Source organism: Pleomorphomonas sp. T1.2MG-36 (assembly GCF_950100655.1).
In the GTDB taxonomy this organism is placed as follows: domain Bacteria; phylum Pseudomonadota; class Alphaproteobacteria; order Rhizobiales; family Pleomorphomonadaceae; genus Pleomorphomonas.
In genome coordinates this window covers 296868-315429 of record NZ_CATNLY010000051.1, presented here as the reverse complement: position 1 = coordinate 315429, position 18562 = coordinate 296868, and the positions used below count along the sequence as shown (strand labels likewise).

The window sequence follows — 18562 nt, the reverse complement described above, 5'->3', positions numbered from 1 at the left end:
CTGCCGACTACGACCTTCGGTAGTTCTACCACCCACGATTCCGCCTCAATGCCGGGCGATGGTCCGCGTCGATCGGGGCAAGCCCCGAAAAGATAACGTGCCCTCGGGGCCAGCCCCGAAAGATGAGACGGAGAGACTGACGATGATCGCCTTTTCCCGCCCGCTTCTGGTTGCAGCCGGCCTCGCGCTGCTGCCCGTCACCGCCTTCGCCGCCGATCCGGCAACCGCCACGCTGACGCTGACGGCCGACGGCGTGGTCAGCGCGGCGCCGGACACCGCCATCGTGTCGCTGGGCGTCGTGCAGGAAGCGGACACGGCCGACAAGGCGCTCACCGCCAACAACGCCGCCATGCAGAAGACGCTCGCCGCCCTGAAGGAAGCCGGCGTCGCCGACAAGGACATCGCCACCTCTTCCTTCACCATCGACCCGGTGATGGTCTACCCGCCGCAGAAGGACGACGGCACGCAGGACCCGCCGAAGATCACCGGCTACCGCGTCTCCAACGCCGTCACCGTCAAGCTGCGCGACATCGCCAAGGCCGGCGGCCTGCTCGACAAGGTGATCCGCGTCGGCGCCAACGACGTGCGCGGCATCAGCTTCACCGTCAATGATCAGGACAGCCTGATGGACGAGGCGCGCGTCGACGCGATGAAGACGCTGGAGACCCGCGCCGAGCTCTACGCCAAGACCGGCGGTTTCACGCTGAAGCGCGTCCTGGCCGTCTCCGAAGGCGGTCAGCCGACCCCGCCGATGCCGATGATGATGGCCAAGATGGCGCCGCAGTCCGACGCCGTGCCCTTCATGGCCGGCGAGCAGGACATCCGCGCCACCGTCAACATGACCTGGGAAATCGAGCCGGCCGCCAAGTAAGCGTCCGACATACCTCAACGAAGCGCCGGCGGGGCTCAGCGTCCCGCCGGCGCGTTCATCTTCACTTGCCACCGGTCACGTCGAGGAAGGTGCCGGTGATGAACGACGCTTCGGCGCCGGCCAGCCACAGGATCGCCCGCGCCACCTCCTCGGGCTGGCCGCCGCGCCCCATGGGAATGGAGCTTTTGACGCGGTCGACCCGCCCCGGCTCGCCGCCGCTGGCGTGCATCTCGGTATAGATGTGGCCGGGCCGGATGCAGTTGACGCGGATGCCCTCCGCCGCGACTTCCTTGGAAAAGCCGGTGGTGAAGGTCTCGAGCGCGCCCTTCGACGCCGCGTAGTCGACATACTCGTTGGGGCTGCCGAGCCGGGCCGACGCCGAGGATATGTTGATGACGACGCCGCCCCGGCCGCCGTGGCGGTGCGACATGCGCCTTGCCGCCTGCTGCGCGCAAAGAATGGGGCCGATGGCGTTCACCGCGAAGATGCGCCGCATCCGTTCGAAATCGAGATCCTCCAGCCGCGATTGCCGCCCGATGATCCCCGCGTTGTTGACCAGCACATCGATCCGCCCGAACGCCCGGTCGATGGCCTGGAACAACGCGGCGACGTCATCGGGGTCGGCGCTGTCGGCCCGCACGGCCAAGGCCCGGCGCCCGGCCGCCTCCACATCGACCGCCACCGCCTGGGCCGCCGCCTCGTTGCCGAAGAAGCTGATCGCCACGTCGTAGCCCGCCGCCGCGGCGAGCCGGGCCGTCGCCGCCCCGATGCCACGACCGCCGCCGGTGATCAGCATGACCGGGGCCTCCGAGGTGATGTCCATGTCGATATCCTTCATGATGGTGGTGCCTCAGGTGATCGGGGCGCGGCGGGCATGGCCGTCAGCGGCGGAGCGCTGGGCGCAGGGAGAGCGCCAACGGCACGATGAGGACGGTCGTCGCCACCGTCGCCAGAACGCCGACGGTCTGGCCGCCGACGTCGGCGATGGCGCCATAGGCGATCGGCGCCAATCCCCCCGAGCCGATGACGAACGTGTAGAAGACGGCAAAGGCCCGGCCAAGGTCGCCCTTCGAGGCCAGGTCGGGCACCGCGCCGTAGAGCACCGAGGAGGTGCCGTTCAGAACGATGCCCAGCGCCGGCAGGACGATCATCATCTCGGTCAGCGGCGTGAACAGGGTGGCGAGGATCAACAGCGCGGTGACGCCTTTCGTCGCCATGACGCTGCCGATGACGCCCATCCGCTCGCCGAGCCAGCCGCAGGTCGCCTTGCCGAACGCGCCGCCGATGAACAGAAGCGCCAGACCGAGCCCGATCTCCGGCGTGTCCCCGCCGCGCCCCTGGATCAGAAACGGCAGGAACAGCAGGTAGCCCATGCGGGTGGCGGTATCGAGCGTGCCGATGACGATCAGGATGCCGAAGCCGCCCCGGCCACCGGCGGCGGCCCTGTCCGACGCCTGCCCGGCCGAGAGGGTCGCGGGCGCCAGCCACGCCAAGGCGACCGCCAGGGCAATCCCCAGCCCGGCCATCAGGCCCAGCACCGGTTGCCAGGCGAGAACCGGCAAGAGGACGGCGACCAGGGCCGGCAATGCGGCCTTCCCGAGGTCGCCCGCGAAGTTGTAGATGCCGAGCGGACCGCGCGACGCCTTGCCGTAACTGTCGATGACCAGCATCGAGGCGCGCGGATGCTGGATGCTCGACCCGATGCCGGCCACCGCAAGGCCGATGCACAGGCCCGCAAGGCCACTCGGCAGCGCCATGATCAGCAGCCCCGCCGCCGCGACGACGGTGGACAGGATCAGCGCCACGCGTGACGACACGCCGCGAAGAACCCGGACGGCCGGCATCTGGAGGCCGCCCATGGTCGCGAAGTAGAGGGCGCGAAGGGCGGCGAGCATGGCGTAGGACAGGCCGAACTGCGCCTGCCAGATCGGCAGGAAGGCATAGAGACCATCGGTGTATCCGTCGTGCAGCGCGTGGGCGAGGCAGGCGGCCCACAGGCTGCGCTTCTTGGTCGCCGGCGGCGGGTCGGGATGCTCCGCTGCTCGGATGGGGGCGGTTGAGGTAGCCATGGCCGGATGATAAATAGGAGATAATTTCTCAACAAGCCGCCCATTGCTCACGATACCCGTCAGATTTCCTCACCGGACTCCCATGCGTCGCCTGCCGCCCCTCAACGCCCTCAAGGTCTTCGAAATCGCCGCGCAGACCGGCAGTTACGCCGACGCGGCCGCCGAGCTGGGCGTCACCCATGGCGCGGTCAGCCGGCAGATCGCGCTGCTCGAAAACTGGCTGGGGCAAAGGCTGTTCGCCAAAGAGGGCCGGCGCATGGTCGCGACGCCGATGGCGAAGATTCTCGCCGCCGAAGTGGGGCTGTCGTTCGATCGGCTGGCCGTCGCAGCCGATGCCTGCGGCCGGCCCGGCGCACGCCGCATCCTGCGCGTCAGCGCCCCGACGAGCTTTGCCATGCGCTGGCTGATCCCACGACTCGACCGCTACCACGCCGGCCATCCGCACGTGGAGGTGGCGGTCACCACGGTGTCGACGGTGCTGGAGGACCTGCGCGGCGGCGTCGACGTGTCGATCCGGCGCGGCGTGGCCGAGGGCAGCGCCTGGCCCCAGCACCGCGTCGTGCCGGTGCTCGCCGACGTCGACACGCTGATCATGAGCCCGTCGCTGTTCAAGGAGCGGCCGATTCTCAAGCCGGCCGACATCGAGGGCCACAGGCTGCTGGCCAGCGAAACGCGCCCCGGCGACTGGGCGAACTGGCTCGACGCCGCCGGGCTTCAGCACCTCGCGGGCAAGCCCCGGCAGGTGTTCGACCACTTCTTCGTGACACGCCAGGCGGTGGAAGACGGGCTTGGCATCGGCATCGGCCCGCTGCCCATGCTGGAGATCGACGTCGCCGCCGGCCGGCTGATGGCGCCGCTGCCGGAGATCAGGGTGCCGCGCACCGGCTATGTCGCGGTCATCCCGCGTCAGGCCGACGCCGGCAACCTGCTCGCCGGCTTCGTGGACTGGCTGGCCGGCGAGGCGGCCGGTGCCGCGCCGGTCAGCGATCGACCGGCCGCGAGCGGCCGTTCTCGTCGATCGCCACATAGGTGAACTCGCCCTCGGTCACCTTCTCGTGCTCATCGGTGATGAAGCGCCGCACCCAGACCTCGATGCGGATGTGCATGGAGCTGCGGCCGACGCGGACGATGTCGGTGTAGACGCAGAGGATGTCGCCCACCTTCACCGGCCGGTGGAACACCATGGCGTTGACCGCCACCGTCACCACCCGGCCGCCGCAGCGCTGCACCGCCGCCATGCCGCCGGCCGAATCCATCTGGCTCATCAGCCAGCCGCCGAAGATGTCGCCGTTGGCATTGGTGTCGGCCGGCATGGCGATGGTGCGGATGGTGAGTTCGCCGTGCGGTTCTTCCGACATGATGGTCCGACCCGGATTTGTTAGCGCGTGAAGCGGTCTTAAGCCAAACCACCCCACGGATCAAACTCGGCGTTTGGAAATGCCCGGTGCCGCAGCAGTCTTTGCGCCATCCCCGACGCCCGGTAAGGTGACCGGCATGGCGCCAACAGGGAGTGAGCGATGACGAAGACGGAAAAGCAGAAGATGCTGGCCGGCGAGCTTTACCGCGTCGACGACGAGCTGATTGCCGACCTCGTCGCCTGCTCGCGTTGGACGCTGGCGCTGAACGCCCTTTCGATCGACAGGGCGGACGAGCGAGATGCGCTCTTGCGCGCCGGCCTTGGCCGCCTCGGCAAGGACTGTTTCATCCGTCCCGGGTTCCAGTGCGACTACGGCTACAACATCTTCCTTGGCGACGGCGTCGCGCTGAACTTCAATTGCGTCATTCTCGACGTCGCCAGGGTAGAGATCGGATCGGGGACGCAGGTCGGGCCCAACGTGCAGATCTATACGGCCGATCACCCGCGCGATGCCGAAAGCAGGGCCCAACACCTTGAAAGCGGCCGTCCGGTGCGGATCGGCGAGAACGTCTGGATCGGGGGCGGAGCCATCATCCTGCCGGGCGTGGTGGTGGGCAACGACGCGATCATCGGCGCTGGCAGCGTGGTAACGCGCAACGTTCCCGATGGCGCGACCGTTTTCGGGAACCCGGCAAGACCCCGGGCTCATGCGCCCTGAAAAGCGTTGCGCGAGGGCGGCGCACGCAGCCGTACTCACTGCGGCGCGCCACTCCCCGACAGGATCCGCGCCGCACCCCGGAGCGCGGTGCGGAAGGCATCGTCGAAGCTGACGCCGCGCACCTGCCAGCGGTGAACCGCCCCGCCCGCCTCCAGCGCCCAGTCGGCCACCCAGCCGTGGTCGGCATCGCTCCAGGTGAGCCGTCCTGCGAGCGGCAGGTCGCCGCCGGCCGCCTCGGCCGCCGTCTTCAGCGCCGATGATGAGGGATCGAGATGGGCGGGGTCGAGGTTGAGCGCTGCCGTCTCCGGCGGGAACACCACGTCGAGCGCGATCAGGTTGGAGGCGTTGCCGAACGACTGGCGCATGGCGAGGTCGCGCTGGTTGTTGGCGGCCACCGTGTAGCGGGCGGCCGGCTTTCGAACGTCGAGGAAGACGGCGATCACCGGCCGACGCATCAGCCACGGCTTGCCGCCGAGTTCGCCGATCAGCCGGTCGAGCGGGCCGACCTTGAAGCGGCAGGTGAGGTTGTGCGGCCGGTCGTAGGTGCCCTGCTCGTCGTGGATGGGCCGGCCTTCGAGGCGGTCGCGGTAGGAATAGGCGGCGACATAGTCGGCCCCTCTAGCCATCGCCGCCTTGGCCTCGGGCTTGGCGGCCAGCGCGGCGTCGCCGGTGACGCGCGTCAGCACCCGTTCGAGGCAGATGCCGAAGCCGGTGAGGCGGTTGGCCTCGCCCTGCCCGCTCACCACCACCTGCGACGTGTAGATGTCGCTCGGCTCGAAAGCGGCGGCCGGGCCGGCCAGCGCGGCGAGCAGCATCGCGATGGCCGGAAACAAGTGGATGCGTCGCATGGTTCCCCTCGCTATCGTTGTCTCGACCACTGTCAAAAACGCGACGGCGGCATTAAGTAACCCCATAAAAGGTTACAGGACGCGACGGAAGCGATCAATGGACGACGTACCGGCCTATTTCTCCGAACTGGGGCGGCTCCGCATGCTGGGCGGCGACGCGGCGCTCGATTTTGCCAACACCCGCCACTGGCGCGACGGCCGCGAGATCGACTTCCTCACCGGCTACCCGGCGCTGATCGATTGGGCGGTGGTCGCCGGCCTGCTGTCGGAGGGGGAAGGCGCCCGCCTGAGGGAGGCCGAAGGCGTGATGCCGCTGCAGGCGGCCGACGTCTTCTCGGCCGCCGTGCGCCTCAGGGATATCTGGAAGATCCATCTCGGCGAGGCGACGCGCGCCTTGAACCCCGCCCTTCAGCCGCCCGAAGCCCTGCGCCGCATGGTCACGGCGGCCCTCGGCCCGCCGGATCTTGCCATCGCCGGCCTGCCGGACGACACGTTCACCGGGGCGGACATGGCGCTGCCGCTCGCCCGGGCGGCGCTCGCCATCGGCGCCTTCCTGGCCCTGCCGCACGCCGGCACGCTGCGCATGTGCGAGGCCGACCCCTGCGGCGGCGTATTCCTCGACACCAGCCGATCGCAGAAGCGCCGCTGGTGCGCCATGGACTCCTGCGGCAACCGCATCAAGGCCAAGCGCCATCGCCTCCGCATGAAGGCGGAAGCCGTGGAGCCGCCGACAGGCTAGGCATAACGACCGTCTCGAAACGCGCGGAAAGTCGAGCTAGGCGGCCGCCGGAGTAGAGTTTCCGAGCGATCTCCTGGAGCCTAACTTGAAACTCGCTGGGGCGAGGCAGATGGCGACGGTTTCGAGAACCGGAGCGGAGCGGACTTCAGCAACTCCAGCAAAAGTGGGAACCGGTTTTGCGTCCGGAGTTGCGTCGAGCAAAACACAGGGCATTGGCGGCAAACCGCCAATGCCTGGGGTCCGTGAGCACCGGAAGCGCAGAAAACTAAGCCAGATGCCCGCTCCAGTAGAGTTTCGGGTTAGGCTCTCAGTCGAAGACGGACTTGCCGAGCTGATCCACGATCAGCTTTCCCTTTTCGAAGGCCATTTCCTTGGCCTGGTCGGCGTCGGAGAACTTGTCGGCGCGGATGAAGCGGTGCTCGCGGGTGACGCCGTTCTCCTCCAGGCTGACGACGCCGCAGAGCTGCCACTGCCCGCCGTCCTTGAACGGCGTCGCGGCGATCTTGAAGCCCTTGTAATCCTGCGTCTCGGCCGGCTTTTCCGCCGCCGGCGCGCTGCCACCGAGGCCGAACAGTTTCTTCAGGAACGACATGGGCTTCCTCCGTTTCGTGGGTCTCCCAGCAATAAGGCCGCAAACGGACGAGGGCAAGGCGGAGGGGCGGCTCCGCCCGCGATGGACAGGACACTGACGCCCTTAATGGATCTCTCGCCTCTTTCTGGCCGAGGTCCTGCGCCTCTGCGCAGGAAGACATTCTATGTATATGTTTTAATTATATAATTTCGTCATCCTGCGCGTAGGCGCAGGACCTCAGGAAGGTAGAGCGAGCGGCATATGCGGGCCTCCCTGCGAGCGGCGCTTCTACCCCTTCAGCCCGTAGGGGATTCTGACGCCGGGCATGTCGGGCGGGAAGTCCCGGCTGTTGCGGGTGACGAGCAGCGCGCCCTCCACATCGGCAGTCGCCTTGATGATGGCGTCGGGCAGCCGCATGCGCCGCTCCCGCCGAATGGCTACCGCTCGCTCGGCAATGTCCGCGTCGACGCCGATCGTCTCGAAGGTCGAGAGAAAGGCCCGCGTCGCCGCTTCCACGCTGGCATCCGCGCCGACCATCACCTCCATCCAGGTGACGATGCTGATGGCGCTTCGGTCGTAGCGCTTCAGTTCCTCACGGGCCTCGGGGATGCTCTGGAGGTAATCGATCAGGATGCAGCTATCGAACAGCGGCTTCACCATTCCGACCGCATCCGTTCCTGATAGGCGAGACCGTCCTCACCGCCGCGCCAGAGGCCGAAAGCCGCATCGACATCGCCGATCTGCGCCTCGTCGACGAGGCGGGTGAGCGCCGATCTGATCAGCGACGCCCTGGAGACACCCTTCTCTCGCGAAAGAGCATTCAGCCTCTCGACCATGTCGTCCGGAATATCCACCAGCGCGCGCATCACCATCTCCATCTGATATGCATATCATATATCATTCGGTCGCGACGCTTCAAGATGGCATCTCCCCTCGGAGACCGAGACTCCCGAACGCCATATCCACGCTTCACCAGGTCGCCGCAAAAGACAAAATTTCCCAGCCGGCAAGATGCCACCCCAACCATCAGAGTGCGGAGAGCCAAGCTTTATCGTGGGCCGTACAATAAGACGTCCAGACGCGAGCGACCTCATCTTCGATGGATTCGCGACCATAGCGCTCTTATTCGTCCATAAATTCGAATTATTCCAAATCTACATTTGTGGACAGACCCGGCCACAAAGTTAAAACGTATCTAAAGACGCGCTTTCGCGTTGACTGCCTTTCCTTGCCCCTTTTAAGTGGAGTTATTGACTCATATTAACCGCGCATCCGCAGGCGGATGTCCGGCACTTGAAGGGGGGCTCCATGCTTCGAGCCATAGCAAATCACCCGTCCCGGTCGGCCACCGCCGCCCGCGGCGCCGCCGTTCTGTTCACCGGGTCGAGCCTCGCCGTCATCGCCATGCTCGCGGCGGCGCCGGCCCTCGCCCAATCCGCCGGCAGCACGTCGTCCGCCGATCTCGAACCGATCGTCGTCGAGACCGGAACGGGCGACAACCCGGCAACGTCGATCGTCTCGACCACGTCGCAGAGCGCCACCAAGAGCGACACGCCGATCCTCAGGAGCTCCAACTCGGTATCCGTCGTCACCGAGAAGGAGATCGAGACGCGCGGCGCCCAGTCGGTGCAGGCGGCCGTCTCCTATACGTCGGGCGTGTCGGTCGACGAGTTCGGCTCCGACGACCGCTACGACTACTTCCGCATCCGTGGCTTCGACCAGACCTCGCTCGGCACCTACCGCGACGGCCTGCCGGCGCGCATTCCAGCCTGGTTCACCGCCGCGCGGCTCGATCCTTACGGGCTCGAGAGGGTCGAGGTGCTGAAGGGCTCGACCTCGACGCTGTTCGGCCTCAACGGCCCCGGCGGCCTGATCAACGCCGTGACCAAGAAGCCGACCGCGACGCCGTTCGGCGAGGTCTACGCGACGTTCGGCACCGACAACCACTTCGAGACCGGCCTCGACATCGGCGGCGCCCTGTCGCCCGACAGCCCCTGGGCCTACCGCATCACCATGAAGGGCCAGAAGTCCGACGGAGTAGGCTACGACTACTCCAGTGACGATCGCCTCTACATCGCGCCGGCACTGACCTACAGCCCCGACGCCAACACCAGCCTGACGCTCCTCACCAACTACTCCAAGCGCAACGGCTCGCCGGCCCGCGGCATTCCCCATGGCGTTCCCGGCCTCGACACCGCCACCTTCCTGGGCGAGCCCGACTTCAACGCGTTCGACACCAACCAGGCCGACGCCGGCTACGAGTTCATGCACCGGTTCGACAACGGCCTGACCTTCCGGCAGAACGCCCGCTATTCGCATGTCGGACTGGACTACAAGGAGGTCTATGGCGCCTCGGCCGATCCCACCGCCGACCGCACCTCCTTCGGTGTCGACGGCACCTCCAACCGCTTCGCCATCGACAACCAGCTGCAATACGATCATCGCATCGGCAGCGCCGAGAACAAGCTTCTGGTCGGCGCCGACTTCACCTACGACAACACCAGGGAGACCATCGTCTACGGCACGGCCGGCCCGCTCGACATCTACAACCCCATCTATTGCGGCCTTACCTGCATCACCACCGGTCCCTACGTGAACTGGCACGTCAAGCAGAGCGCCCTCGGCCTCTATGCCCAGGACGAGCTGACCCTGTTCGACCGGCTGACGCTGACCGGCGGCCTCCGCTACGACCATGTCGACAGCACCGCCGATTATGTCGACAGCGGCACCAGCGACCACGGCACGGAAAACGCCCTGACCAAGCGGCTCGGCGCCAGCTACCTCCTGACGCCGGGGCTGTCGGCCTATGCCAACTATTCGGAGTCCTTCCAGCCGCTGGTGGCGCCCACCGCCAACGGTTACGCCGTCGGCGGATCGCTGAAAGCCCAGGAAGGCACGCAATACGAGATCGGCCTGAAGTTCAAGCCGGAGGACTTCAAGGGCCTGTTCACGCTGGCCGTCTTCGATCTCACCCAGACCAACGTTCCCTCGTGGAACGATACCCACACCGTGCAGCGGCAGATCGGCGAGGTGCGGGTGCGCGGCGTCGAGCTGGAAGGCAAGTTCGAGGTGTTCGACCGCCTCAACGCCACGCTCGCCTACTCCTATTGGGATGGCGAGATCACCCGTGACGGCGACGGCAGCCTCGTCGGCAACACGCCCGAGCGGGTGCCCAGCCATCTCGCCTCCGTATGGCTCGACTACACCATCCCCGGCAGCGGCAACTTCGGCGACCTGACCCTGGGCGCCGGCGCCCGCTACGTCGGCTCGACCTGGGGCGACACGGCCAACACGCTGAAGGTTCCCTCCCGCGTCGTCTTCGATGCCATGGCCGCCTACAAGATGACCGACAACGTCACCCTTCAGGTCAACGCCACCAACATCTTCAACGAGAAATACGTGGCCACCTCCTACTACGGCACCGACTTCTACGGCGACGGCCGCGCCGTGTTCGGCACCCTGAAATACAGCTGGTAATACCAAGATGCATTGCAAATGCGGCTTGGTATTCCGCTTGCCGATTTCTCATGTCCCTGATGCAAATGAGAAATCGGCAATGGGTTCAATGAGCGGATGCGTCAGCATCTTCGCGAATTGGCTTTCCAGATGACCGGCGAGTTGGATGCCTTGCTGGCCAGCGCCGAACCGGCGCTGGCCGGCTATCTCACGGGCAAGCTGCGCCTCGTCGCCCCACCGGGCGGCGGGGCGGTCGCCTGTCGCGACCTCTTCACCGCCGCTGGCCTCGACGACGCGCTCGCTCCGCTTCTGGCCCGCTACCCCGACAGCGACCGGCGTGCCGTGGCGTCGCTGTGGTCGCTCTACTATTTCTCGACCCTCGCCATCGCCCCGATCGTCCTGTGGCGACGGCTCGGCCTGGTGCTGCCGCTGACGCTCGACGACATCGGGATGATCGCCGCGCCCGACACGGGATTGCCGGAGGCCTTCGTGCTGCCCGGCACCGGCACGGTCGTGCCCGGTCTCCGGGCCAGCGAGGCCCTCCGGCCGATGATCGAGGATCACCTCCGCCCGGCCATCGCCTTCATGAGCGGTCACTGCCGCCTGTCGCCGCGCCTTCTCTGGTGCAACGCCGCCGGCTACATCGACTGGATCGCCCGCGCGCTCGACCCCGACAACGACGACGCCGAGGGGCTTGAGCTGTTCGCCAAGTACCCGCTCACCGACGGCACGGACAATCCGCTGCACGGGTCGATCAAGCGCATGCCGGTCGCCGATGGCTCCGTGCAATCGCAGCGCAAGATCTGCTGCCTGCGCTACATGCTGCCGGGCATCGGCGGCTGCGGGGAAACCTGCCCGCTGCCGCAGGGACGGGCCTAAAGCGTTCCGGTGAAAATCACCGGACGCTCTATCCTTTTGTTAAGACGCAATCTCGGCCGCAAAACCGGTTCTCACTTTTGCTGAGATTGCTTCATCCTTTTGTAAAAACGCAATCTCGGCCGCAAAACCGGTTCCCACTTTTGCTGAGATTGCTTCGGTTCATCCGCGCCGGATCAGCGCCAGCAACAGCGGCGTGCCGATCAGCGCCGCCACCAGGCCGGCCGGCATCTCGTAGGGGAAGGCAAGGTTGCGGCCGGCCCAGTCGGCCAGCACCAATATGCCGGCTCCCGCCAGCGCCCCACCGACGATCTGCGAACCGGCCCGCTTCAGCCCCAGTTCGCGGGCGATATGCGGCCCCATCAACCCGGCGAAGCTGAGGGGACCGGCGGCCAGCGTCGCCGCGCCGGAGAGGATGCCGGCCACCAGGAACAGCAGGAAGCGGGCGCGGCCGAGATCGATGCCGACGCCAGACGCCGTCTCGGTTCCGAGCGGCAGGATGTCGAGCCAGCGCCGCATGGCGAGAGCGGCGACGGCCAGACCGAGACCACTGCCGAGCACCGTCAGCGACAAGGGCAGATCGGCCGAATAGGTGGAGCCGCTCATCCAGCGCAACAGGATCATCGCCCGGGGATCGCCATTGACGGCGATGACGCCGCAGATCGCGTCGACCAGCGCGCTCAGCGCCACGCCGGCCATCAACAGTCGCTCCGGCTCGAAGCGCTTTCCGAAGCCCAGCGTGAAGATGGCGGCCAGCACGGCGAGCGAACCCAGCGAGGCCGCGAGAAGCTGGAGCGGCAGCGTCGGCACGGCGGCGACGAACAGCAGCACGGTGACGCCGACGGTCGCCCCGGCGCTGATGCCCAGCACTTCCGGACTGGCGAGTTCGTTGCCGGTCAGCCGTTGCAGGATGACGCCGGCCACCGCCAGCATGGCCCCGGCCGCCAGCGCTGCGACGACGCGCGGCAGGCGCAGCGCCAGGATATCGTCGATGACCTCAAGCGGCGGCAGGCTCCATCCGCCGGTGAGCGGCGCCCGGCCGACGAACAGGGCGAGGGCCAGCAGCGCGGCGAACCCGAGCGACAGCACGACCCAGCGCGCCCTGCCCCACCGCTCGGCGCGTACCGCCAGCATCTGCGGACGGGCCGCCGGCAGCGGCCGGTGGCGCGCCTTCAACCCGCCGAGCAGGGCCAGAAGAAGCGGCGCGCCTATGACGGCGGTGACGGCGCCGGTCGGCACGAAGTCCTTCATGCCGCCGGCCATCCACTGCACCAGCCCGTCGGTGGCCGAGAGCAGGCCAGCGCCGAACACGCCCGACCAGAGCAGGATCGCCGCCGGACGCCGCGCGCCGGTGAGGCGGGCGATGGCCGGCGCGACGAGGCCGATGAAGCCGATCACACCCACCGTGCTGGTCACCAGCGCCGCCAGCACCACGGCGATGGCGACGGCCATGAAGCGCAGGCGCGGCACGCGGGCGCCAAGCGACGCCGCCGTCGCGTCGCCCGCCTCGAGCAGCGCCAGCGGCCGCAGCATCAGCCCGGCGAGCACGGCGGCGACCAAGAGCTTGGGGGCGAGCGACAGCACCGGCTGCCAGCTCTGCTGCGACAGCGAGCCGGCGCCCCAGATGAACAGGCCGGCGAGATAGCGGTCGTTCATCAGGATCAGGATAGCGGCCAGCGCGCCGCACCACAGCGACACGATGAGGCCGGCGAGGATCAGCACGAAGGGCGAGAAGTCGCGCCGCGCACCGAGGCGCAGCACGACGGCCGCCGCGATGCCGCTGCCGGCAAGCGCCACGACGTCGCGCCCGAGACCCATCAGGGCGGGCGCGAACAGCATGGCGACGACCAGCGCCAGATTGGCGCCCGCCGACACGCCGAGCGTGGCGGGCGACGCCAGCGGGTTTTTCAGGACGAACTGGAACAGCGCACCCGACAGCCCGAGCGCGGCCCCGGCGAGCAGCGCCACCGCCAGCCTGGGCAGGGCCGCGTTCGTCAGCAGAAGACCGCTGATCGGCGACTGCCCGGAAGCGGCGAGGAGCGGCGCCATCGTCAGCCAGGCGAGCCAGCCGGCCAGCGCCAGCAGAAGGATGGCGAAGGGTGCCGGATGCCTCAGCCGGACCGGAGAGAGAGGAACCGAAACGCTCATGTCACCCGCCTCGCATAGTCTGCCATCTGGCCGGCGAAGCGCATCGCCTCGTTGATCATGCCGAACATCAGCGTGATGGGGAGCACGGCGAAGCGGCCCTCGCGTACGAAGGTGAGGTTCGACCAGATGGGGCTGTCGCTCAGCGTCGGCAGCACCTCGCGCGGCAGGGGTTCGAGCGCGATCAGATGCGCGCCGGGCGCGTCGATCTCGGTCAGCCGTTCGATGCCGATGGTGTCGAAGCCCCAGTATTGCCCGCCCTGGGGCCAGGCGTTGCGCATGCCGATGCGGCCGAGCGTATCGTCGAACAGGCCCGGCGCCGTGTAGATGCGGGCGTGCCGCGCATCGAGAAAGCTGATCACCGCCACCGGCGGCGCGCCGGCCGCCCGCACCGCCTCGCGGCACGTGTCGAAATGCCGCTCGGCGCGGTCGAGAAAGGCTTCGGCCTCGACGCGTCGGCCGAGATGGTCGCCGAGCTGGCGCGTCGCCGCCGCGGCCTTCGGCAGCACCGGCCCGCCGCTGGCGTCATAGACGGAAAGCCTGAGAACGGGCGCGATCGTCTCCAGCATCGGCTTGAGACCGTCGAGATAGGGCGTCGACAGGATCAGCGTCGGCGACAGGGCGGTCAGCGCCTCCCGGTTGACCATCAGCGCGTCGCCGACGTCGGCGATACCAGGCGGCAGCGGCGGCTCGACCACCCATTTGCCCCAGTCGGCGACGCCGGCGATGCCGACCGGCGTCAGGCCCAGCGACAGAAGCGTGGAGGAAAGGCCGTAGTCGAGGCTGACGATCCTCTGTTCCCCGGCGCCGGCACGGGCTGACATCCAGAGGCTTGCGCCGGCCGCCGCCAGCAGGCTCCGTCGTGAAAGGGATCGCATATCCAGCCTCATCAACCGACGTAAGCGAGCGGCATGTCGAGCTCGGGGTGGCGGGTGATGCCCATGTTCACGCCGTAGATCTCCTTGAGCAGCGCCCGGTTCATGATGGTGTCCGACGCGGCGTCGATCAGCAGCCGGCCGCCCTTCAGCGCCAGGATGCGGTCGCAGAAGCGGGCGGCCATGTTGACGTCGTGCAGCACGACGATCACCCCGAGGCCGCTGTCGTGGGCGAGCGCCCGGACCAGCGTCAGCACCTCCACCTGATGGGCGATGTCGAGCGCCGACGTCGGCTCGTCGAGCAGCAGGAAATGGCTGTGCTGCGCCACCAGCATGGCCAGCCAGACCCGCTGGCGCTCGCCGCCCGACATGGTGGCGACGATCCGCCCTGCGAGGCCGTCGACGTGGGTCCGCGCCATGGCCTCCTCGACCGCCCGGGCGTCCTCCGCGCTGAACCGGCCGAGGGCGCCGTGCCAGGGGTAGCGGCCGCAGGCGACCAGCTCGCGCACCGTCATCTGGCCGGTGTCGCCGCCGTGCTGCGGCAGGTAGGCGACCTCCTTGGCGAAGGCGCGCGGATCGATGGCGGCGATCGGCCGGCCGCCATAGGTCACCGATCCCCCGAACGGGGAGATCTGGCGGGCCAGCACCTTGACCAGCGTCGACTTGCCAGATCCGTTGTGGCCGATCAGGCCGATCATCTCGCCCGGTGCGAAGGCGGCGGAGATATCCTGAAGAAGTGGGGTGCCCGCGATGGCGACGTCGAGGTTGGAGACGGAGAACACGCGCTTATCCCTTGACCATCGGTCGGCAACGCGCCGACCGCGGCCCGGCGAGGCGGGCCACTCCCTCGCCAATCTCAAAGTTGATAAGTTGAGTCAAGTTTATTCGCCGTGCGGCGCAAACATCAGAATGATCCTAAATTTGCCGTCACCGGCAAGGCACTCGGCAGATGGAGAGAACGATTGGAAGTGGGTCTCAACAGTGAAATATTGAAATTATCAAAGCATATTGCTTAAATCACAAATATCAGGCATACACACCCAATCGGAGGTGGGAACCATGCCAATCGAAGAAGTTTACGCGAGGATCAGGACCGCCCTTAACGAGTCACCACGCAACGCCTACGTCGCCGAGCTGCACATTCAGGTTATCAAGTATGCGGCTTTTCTCGAGGGACTTACTGGACGGGAATTTTGCGCCGGCCTTGGGATAGGAGAGTCATTCGGTGCCGAGTTCACCAAGATGAGGAAAATTGCTGCGCGCCTCGAGACCGCTGGGCTCGATGTCGCTCGCCTATGAAATCGGGCTCAAAGTAGGGCTGCCGCCATATCCGACCAGTAATGTGGGCACCGCCGGCTTCCCCAACTCTAGGTGCACATACACTTACCGAAGGGCTGATCGCCCTTCACGTCCCCTCCCGGAACACCCTGAGCTGCGCCTCGAACGCCCGCTGGTAGGCGGGGCGGGCCTGGCCGCGCGCCACGTAGGCCGCGAGATTGGGGAACTCGTCGAGAATGGGTGGTCCGAGGCGCATCAGCACCGACACCATCAGGAGGTCGCCGGCACTGAAAGGCCCGTCGAGCCAGTCGTCGCCGAGCCGGACCGAGAGCTGCGTGAGGCGAACTCGGATGCGGTCCTCGGTGAGGCGCAGGCGCGCCTCGCCCCAGGTTTCTCCGCGTTCGCTGAGCGCCGTCGTCTCCCGGTCGAGGATGGGCGGCTCCACCGTGTTGAGCGCCGCGAACATCCAGGCGATCGCCCGCGCCCGCGCGTTCGGCTCCCCGGGCAACAGGCCCGGGTGACGCTCGGCGATGTGGAGGACGATCGCCCCCGTCTCGAACAGGGCGAGATCGCCCTCCTCAAAGGTCGGGATCTGGCCGAAGGGATGGAGCGCCAGATGGCCGGCCTCCTTCATGGCCTTGAAGGACACGAGCCTGACCTCATAGGGCTGGCCCGTCTCCTCCAGCGCCCAACGCACGCGCATGTCGCGCGCAAGACCCCGGCCGCCGTCGGGCGACCGCGCGAAGGCGGTGATGGTCGGGATCATCCGTCCTCCTCAGGCTGCAGCCGCCGCCTTTTCCAGCGTTGCGATGTCGATCTTCCGCATGGTCATCATGGCGTCGAAGACACGCTTGGCTTTGGCGGCGTCCGGCCCGGCGGTCAGGTCGAGCAGCACCCTCGGCGTGATCTGCCAGGAAAAGCCCCAGCGGTCCTTGCACCAGCCGCACTCGCTCTCGGCGCCGCCGCCGTTGACGATGGCATTCCAGTAGCGGTCCGTCTCCGCTTGGTCCTCGGTGACCACCATGAAGCTCACCGCCTCGTCCGGCGTGAACACCGGGCCGCCGTTGAGGCCGACGAACTTCCGCCCGAGCACGGTGAACTCCACGGTCAGCTCGGTTTTCTCCTTGCCGCCGGGGTAGTCGCCGGGGGCGGCCATGGCGCGGCCGACGTGGCTGTCGGGAAAGGTCGCGGCGTAGAACTCCGCCGCCTTGCGGGCCTCGCCATGGTCGAACCAAAGGCACGTCACGAGATCGGTCATGGTGGTTCCTCCTCCTCTCGACCGCCCATCGCGGGCGGCGCTTTCATCGCTCTGCCGTCAGTCGATGATGATGTCCCGCCCCTCCGCCTTGAGGCGCGCGAGACCGTCGCGCATCTGCTGCAGCCGTTCGGCCGAGTGCCCCTCCCACTCGGTCACCTCGCCGACGATCCGAAGCGGCTCGCGCGAGCGGTAGGACTTGGTCGGGTTGCCTGGAAACTTCTTGTCGGTCAGGTTGGGATCGTCGATGAAGTCGCCCGTGGGCTCGACGATGTAGATCCGCTGCGGCCCATCGCCGACCGCCAGCTCGGCGCCCCAGATGGCGGCCTCCAGGGTCTGGGCGAAGTAGACCCAGGACAGCGGCTTCCCCGTGCCGTGGTTCGACCCGAACCCGACGCTGATGAAGTCGCCGACGTTCAGCTGGGCGCGCGTTCCATGATAAAACGGTTCGGACGTCGTCTTGTCAGTCGTCGTCTTGTCAGTCACTGGCATCTCCTTTTGCGGGATGGATGGAAGCAAGCGAGGCAAGCCACTCGCTTCGCGTCATCTCGTATTGAACGTCGCCGTGTTCCGAGCCCGGAATGGGGTCGGGAAAGTCGATGAAGTCGGTCCGGACGTGCCTCATGCCGATCTTCTCCATCACCCGGCGCGAGCCGAGGTTGACCGCCATGGTGGACGCCACGATCCGCTCGTAGCCGCCGTGTTCGAACCCCCAGGCGACGAGCGCCCGTGCCCCTTCCGAGGCGAGGCCCGTCCCCCAGTCCGACCGGCGCAGGCGATAGCCGAGTTCGGCCAGCGTCTCGTCCTCCGGAAAAAGGCAGAACCAGCCGACGAACGCATCGCCGTCCGTCCGGCGGGCCGTCCAGACGTAGGGCTCGGTCCCCCTGGGCATCAGAAACGCCGCCGTCTCCGGATCGGTTGCAGCGTGATCGACCGCGCCGCCGTTCAGGAAGCGCATCACCTCCGGATCGAGTTCGAGGCCGATGAAGTCGGCGGCGTCGTCGGGGCGGCAGGGCGCCAGCGTCATGCGGGCGGTCCGCAACACGGCCGCCGATGGCCTCACGGCGCGAACTCGCAATCGAACCAGATGCGGTGCGTGCCGTCGGGATCGATGGCGATGCCGCCGCTGCCGGTCATGCCCCTGAGGTCGCCGGTGCCGCTGCCCTCGACGATGGCGAAGAACTCGTTCGCCCTGTCCCGCCCGGTGGTGGAAGCCGAATGCAGGAAGTTGACGCTGCCGGCCCGGCCGGCGACGCTGCCCTCGAAGCTTTCCATGGCGACATAGGTGCCGATGCCGAGGGCGGGGTCGAAGGCCGAGGTGAACAGCGATGCCGACTGCCCGCTGATCTCACCCATGTAGGTCTTCGTGATCGTTGAGACACTCACGGGCAGGGCCGTCGAGATGGGAGGAACCGGGACCACAGATGTGGGTTTGAAATCGCTTGCTTTGAATGTTCCACGGACTCTCATGAGCGCCTCCGTGATTTCAGATAGCTGTCATAAC

Annotated in this window: 22 protein-coding genes; 7 read left to right on the top strand and 15 right to left on the bottom strand. The window is 67.3% G+C overall.

Annotation, left to right across the window (positions count from 1 at the left end; all coding sequences use genetic code 11):
- Nucleotides 1–142 precede the first annotated feature (142 nt).
- Nucleotides 143–871, top strand: a complete 729-nt coding sequence (locus QQZ18_RS20735; protein WP_284542887.1) for an SIMPL domain-containing protein — start codon at nucleotides 143–145, stop codon at nucleotides 869–871.
- Nucleotides 872–932: 61 nt separating this feature from the next.
- On the opposite strand, the gene QQZ18_RS20730 is transcribed toward QQZ18_RS20735, so the two are convergent.
- Both QQZ18_RS20730 and QQZ18_RS20725 read right to left on the bottom strand, forming a co-directional pair.
- Nucleotides 933–1694 (bottom strand): SDR family oxidoreductase, encoded by a 762-nt coding sequence (locus QQZ18_RS20730; protein WP_284542886.1) that lies wholly within the window; start codon nucleotides 1692–1694, stop codon nucleotides 933–935.
- A 58-nt stretch (nucleotides 1695–1752) separates the two neighbouring features.
- Complete coding sequence (locus tag QQZ18_RS20725) at nucleotides 1753–2940, bottom strand: MFS transporter (RefSeq protein ID WP_284542885.1); 1188 nt, start codon at nucleotides 2938–2940, stop codon at nucleotides 1753–1755.
- An 82-nt stretch (nucleotides 2941–3022) separates the two neighbouring features.
- On the opposite strand from QQZ18_RS20725, the gene QQZ18_RS20720 reads away from it, so the two are divergent.
- Nucleotides 3023–3973 (top strand): LysR substrate-binding domain-containing protein, encoded by a 951-nt coding sequence (locus QQZ18_RS20720; protein ID WP_284542884.1) that lies wholly within the window; start codon nucleotides 3023–3025, stop codon nucleotides 3971–3973.
- On the opposite strand, the gene QQZ18_RS20715 is transcribed toward QQZ18_RS20720, so the two are convergent.
- Nucleotides 3921–4298: an acyl-CoA thioesterase gene (locus QQZ18_RS20715; RefSeq protein WP_284542883.1), complete on the bottom strand. Its 378-nt coding sequence runs from the start codon at nucleotides 4296–4298 to the stop codon at nucleotides 3921–3923. The two genes, QQZ18_RS20720 and QQZ18_RS20715, sit on opposite strands and share 53 nt — an antisense overlap.
- 159 nt (nucleotides 4299–4457) lie before the next feature.
- Here QQZ18_RS20715 and QQZ18_RS20710 point away from each other — a divergent pair, with 159 nt between their 5' ends.
- Complete coding sequence (locus tag QQZ18_RS20710; protein ID WP_284542882.1) at nucleotides 4458–5015, top strand: sugar O-acetyltransferase; 558 nt, start codon at nucleotides 4458–4460, stop codon at nucleotides 5013–5015.
- A gap of 35 nt (nucleotides 5016–5050) precedes the next feature.
- Here the strand turns inward: QQZ18_RS20710 and QQZ18_RS20705 are convergent, their stop codons facing one another.
- The gene (locus QQZ18_RS20705; RefSeq protein WP_284542881.1) at nucleotides 5051–5863 is read right to left on the bottom strand and encodes a DUF2066 domain-containing protein; all 813 of its coding nucleotides are present in this window, start codon (nucleotides 5861–5863) and stop codon (nucleotides 5051–5053) included.
- Between the two features lie 97 nt (nucleotides 5864–5960).
- Here QQZ18_RS20705 and QQZ18_RS20700 point away from each other — a divergent pair, with 97 nt between their 5' ends.
- Nucleotides 5961–6602 carry a CGNR zinc finger domain-containing protein gene (locus tag QQZ18_RS20700; RefSeq protein WP_284542880.1) on the top strand — a complete coding sequence of 214 codons (642 nt, stop codon included), beginning with the start codon at nucleotides 5961–5963 and terminating at the stop codon, nucleotides 6600–6602.
- 307 nt (nucleotides 6603–6909) lie between these two features.
- On the opposite strand, the gene QQZ18_RS20695 is transcribed toward QQZ18_RS20700, so the two are convergent.
- The 3 genes from QQZ18_RS20695 to QQZ18_RS20685 form a co-directional block, all read right to left on the bottom strand.
- Complete coding sequence (locus QQZ18_RS20695) at nucleotides 6910–7194, bottom strand: HlyU family transcriptional regulator (RefSeq protein WP_284542879.1); 285 nt, start codon at nucleotides 7192–7194, stop codon at nucleotides 6910–6912.
- A 267-nt stretch (nucleotides 7195–7461) separates the two neighbouring features.
- Entirely contained in the window at nucleotides 7462–7833 is a 372-nt protein-coding gene (locus QQZ18_RS20690; protein ID WP_284542878.1) for a type II toxin-antitoxin system VapC family toxin, read from the bottom strand.
- The gene (locus tag QQZ18_RS20685; protein ID WP_284542877.1) at nucleotides 7827–8039 is read right to left on the bottom strand and encodes a ribbon-helix-helix domain-containing protein; all 213 of its coding nucleotides are present in this window, start codon (nucleotides 8037–8039) and stop codon (nucleotides 7827–7829) included. The genes QQZ18_RS20690 and QQZ18_RS20685 overlap by 7 nt, the downstream gene beginning before the upstream one ends.
- Nucleotides 8040–8577: 538 nt before the next feature.
- On the opposite strand from QQZ18_RS20685, the gene QQZ18_RS20680 reads away from it, so the two are divergent.
- Nucleotides 8578–10650 carry a TonB-dependent siderophore receptor gene (locus tag QQZ18_RS20680; RefSeq protein ID WP_446728695.1) on the top strand — a complete coding sequence of 691 codons (2073 nt, stop codon included), beginning with the start codon at nucleotides 8578–8580 and terminating at the stop codon, nucleotides 10648–10650.
- Between the two features lie 96 nt (nucleotides 10651–10746).
- Nucleotides 10747–11508 (top strand): siderophore-iron reductase FhuF, encoded by a 762-nt coding sequence (gene fhuF, locus QQZ18_RS20675; protein ID WP_284542875.1) that lies wholly within the window; start codon nucleotides 10747–10749, stop codon nucleotides 11506–11508.
- A gap of 159 nt (nucleotides 11509–11667) precedes the next feature.
- Here the strand turns inward: fhuF and fhuB are convergent, their stop codons facing one another.
- Genes fhuB through QQZ18_RS20660 form a run of 3 tightly spaced genes read right to left on the bottom strand, consistent with a single transcriptional unit; the run spans nucleotide 11668 to nucleotide 15307 of the window.
- Nucleotides 11668–13653, bottom strand: a complete 1986-nt coding sequence (gene fhuB / locus QQZ18_RS20670; RefSeq protein ID WP_284542874.1) for a Fe(3+)-hydroxamate ABC transporter permease FhuB — start codon at nucleotides 13651–13653, stop codon at nucleotides 11668–11670.
- Nucleotides 13650–14528: an iron-siderophore ABC transporter substrate-binding protein gene (locus tag QQZ18_RS20665; protein WP_284542873.1), complete on the bottom strand. Its 879-nt coding sequence runs from the start codon at nucleotides 14526–14528 to the stop codon at nucleotides 13650–13652. Before QQZ18_RS20665 ends, fhuB begins: the two co-directional genes overlap by 4 nt.
- Nucleotides 14529–14539: 11 nt before the next feature.
- Entirely contained in the window at nucleotides 14540–15307 is a 768-nt protein-coding gene (locus QQZ18_RS20660) for an ABC transporter ATP-binding protein (protein WP_284542872.1), read from the bottom strand.
- 277 nt (nucleotides 15308–15584) lie between these two features.
- Between QQZ18_RS20660 and QQZ18_RS23845 the strand changes: the two genes are divergently transcribed.
- Entirely contained in the window at nucleotides 15585–15824 is a 240-nt protein-coding gene (locus tag QQZ18_RS23845; protein ID WP_446728692.1) for an HTH-like domain-containing protein, read from the top strand.
- Between the two features lie 106 nt (nucleotides 15825–15930).
- Here QQZ18_RS23845 and QQZ18_RS20655 read toward each other — a convergent pair whose 3' ends face one another.
- The 5 genes from QQZ18_RS20655 to QQZ18_RS20635 are packed head-to-tail and all read right to left on the bottom strand — an operon-like array spanning nucleotide 15931 to nucleotide 18528.
- Nucleotides 15931–16569, bottom strand: coding sequence for a glutathione S-transferase family protein (locus QQZ18_RS20655; protein ID WP_284542871.1), 639 nt, complete (start codon nucleotides 16567–16569; stop codon nucleotides 15931–15933).
- A gap of 9 nt (nucleotides 16570–16578) precedes the next feature.
- Nucleotides 16579–17061, bottom strand: a complete 483-nt coding sequence (locus QQZ18_RS20650; protein WP_284542870.1) for a VOC family protein — start codon at nucleotides 17059–17061, stop codon at nucleotides 16579–16581.
- Nucleotides 17062–17118: 57 nt separating this feature from the next.
- On the bottom strand, nucleotides 17119–17544 hold the full coding sequence (gene arr, locus QQZ18_RS20645; RefSeq protein WP_284542869.1) for an NAD(+)--rifampin ADP-ribosyltransferase: 426 nt from the start codon (nucleotides 17542–17544) through the stop codon (nucleotides 17119–17121).
- Entirely contained in the window at nucleotides 17537–18121 is a 585-nt protein-coding gene (locus QQZ18_RS20640; protein ID WP_284542868.1) for a GNAT family N-acetyltransferase, read from the bottom strand. The genes arr and QQZ18_RS20640 overlap by 8 nt, the downstream gene beginning before the upstream one ends.
- Entirely contained in the window at nucleotides 18118–18528 is a 411-nt protein-coding gene (locus QQZ18_RS20635) for a DUF3224 domain-containing protein (protein WP_284542867.1), read from the bottom strand. Before QQZ18_RS20635 ends, QQZ18_RS20640 begins: the two co-directional genes overlap by 4 nt.
- Nucleotides 18529–18562 lie beyond the last annotated feature (34 nt).

Bases quoted from the DNA above. Each gene is read 5' to 3' on its own strand.
- QQZ18_RS20635 (WP_284542867.1), bottom strand. From the start codon at position 18,528: ATGAGAGTCCGTGGAACATTCAAAGCAAGCGATTTCAAACCCACATCT.
- QQZ18_RS20650 (WP_284542870.1), bottom strand. From the start codon at position 17,061: ATGACCGATCTCGTGACGTGCCTTTGGTTCGACCATGGCGAGGCCCGC.
- QQZ18_RS23845 (WP_446728692.1), top strand. From the start codon at position 15,585: ATGCCAATCGAAGAAGTTTACGCGAGGATCAGGACCGCCCTTAACGAG.
- fhuF (WP_284542875.1), top strand. From the start codon at position 10,747: ATGCGTCAGCATCTTCGCGAATTGGCTTTCCAGATGACCGGCGAGTTG.
- QQZ18_RS20715 (WP_284542883.1), bottom strand. From the start codon at position 4,298: ATGTCGGAAGAACCGCACGGCGAACTCACCATCCGCACCATCGCCATG.
- QQZ18_RS20735 (WP_284542887.1), top strand. From the start codon at position 143: ATGATCGCCTTTTCCCGCCCGCTTCTGGTTGCAGCCGGCCTCGCGCTG.
- QQZ18_RS20695 (WP_284542879.1), bottom strand. From the start codon at position 7,194: ATGTCGTTCCTGAAGAAACTGTTCGGCCTCGGTGGCAGCGCGCCGGCG.
- QQZ18_RS20730 (WP_284542886.1), bottom strand. From the start codon at position 1,694: ATGGACATCACCTCGGAGGCCCCGGTCATGCTGATCACCGGCGGCGGT.
- QQZ18_RS20690 (WP_284542878.1), bottom strand. From the start codon at position 7,833: ATGGTGAAGCCGCTGTTCGATAGCTGCATCCTGATCGATTACCTCCAG.
- QQZ18_RS20685 (WP_284542877.1), bottom strand. From the start codon at position 8,039: ATGCGCGCGCTGGTGGATATTCCGGACGACATGGTCGAGAGGCTGAAT.
- QQZ18_RS20705 (WP_284542881.1), bottom strand. From the start codon at position 5,863: ATGCGACGCATCCACTTGTTTCCGGCCATCGCGATGCTGCTCGCCGCG.
- QQZ18_RS20680 (WP_446728695.1), top strand. From the start codon at position 8,578: ATGCTCGCGGCGGCGCCGGCCCTCGCCCAATCCGCCGGCAGCACGTCG.
- QQZ18_RS20655 (WP_284542871.1), bottom strand. From the start codon at position 16,569: ATGATCCCGACCATCACCGCCTTCGCGCGGTCGCCCGACGGCGGCCGG.
- QQZ18_RS20665 (WP_284542873.1), bottom strand. From the start codon at position 14,528: ATGCGATCCCTTTCACGACGGAGCCTGCTGGCGGCGGCCGGCGCAAGC.
- QQZ18_RS20720 (WP_284542884.1), top strand. From the start codon at position 3,023: ATGCGTCGCCTGCCGCCCCTCAACGCCCTCAAGGTCTTCGAAATCGCC.
- fhuB (WP_284542874.1), bottom strand. From the start codon at position 13,653: ATGAGCGTTTCGGTTCCTCTCTCTCCGGTCCGGCTGAGGCATCCGGCA.
- QQZ18_RS20710 (WP_284542882.1), top strand. From the start codon at position 4,458: ATGACGAAGACGGAAAAGCAGAAGATGCTGGCCGGCGAGCTTTACCGC.
- QQZ18_RS20700 (WP_284542880.1), top strand. From the start codon at position 5,961: ATGGACGACGTACCGGCCTATTTCTCCGAACTGGGGCGGCTCCGCATG.
- QQZ18_RS20725 (WP_284542885.1), bottom strand. From the start codon at position 2,940: ATGGCTACCTCAACCGCCCCCATCCGAGCAGCGGAGCATCCCGACCCG.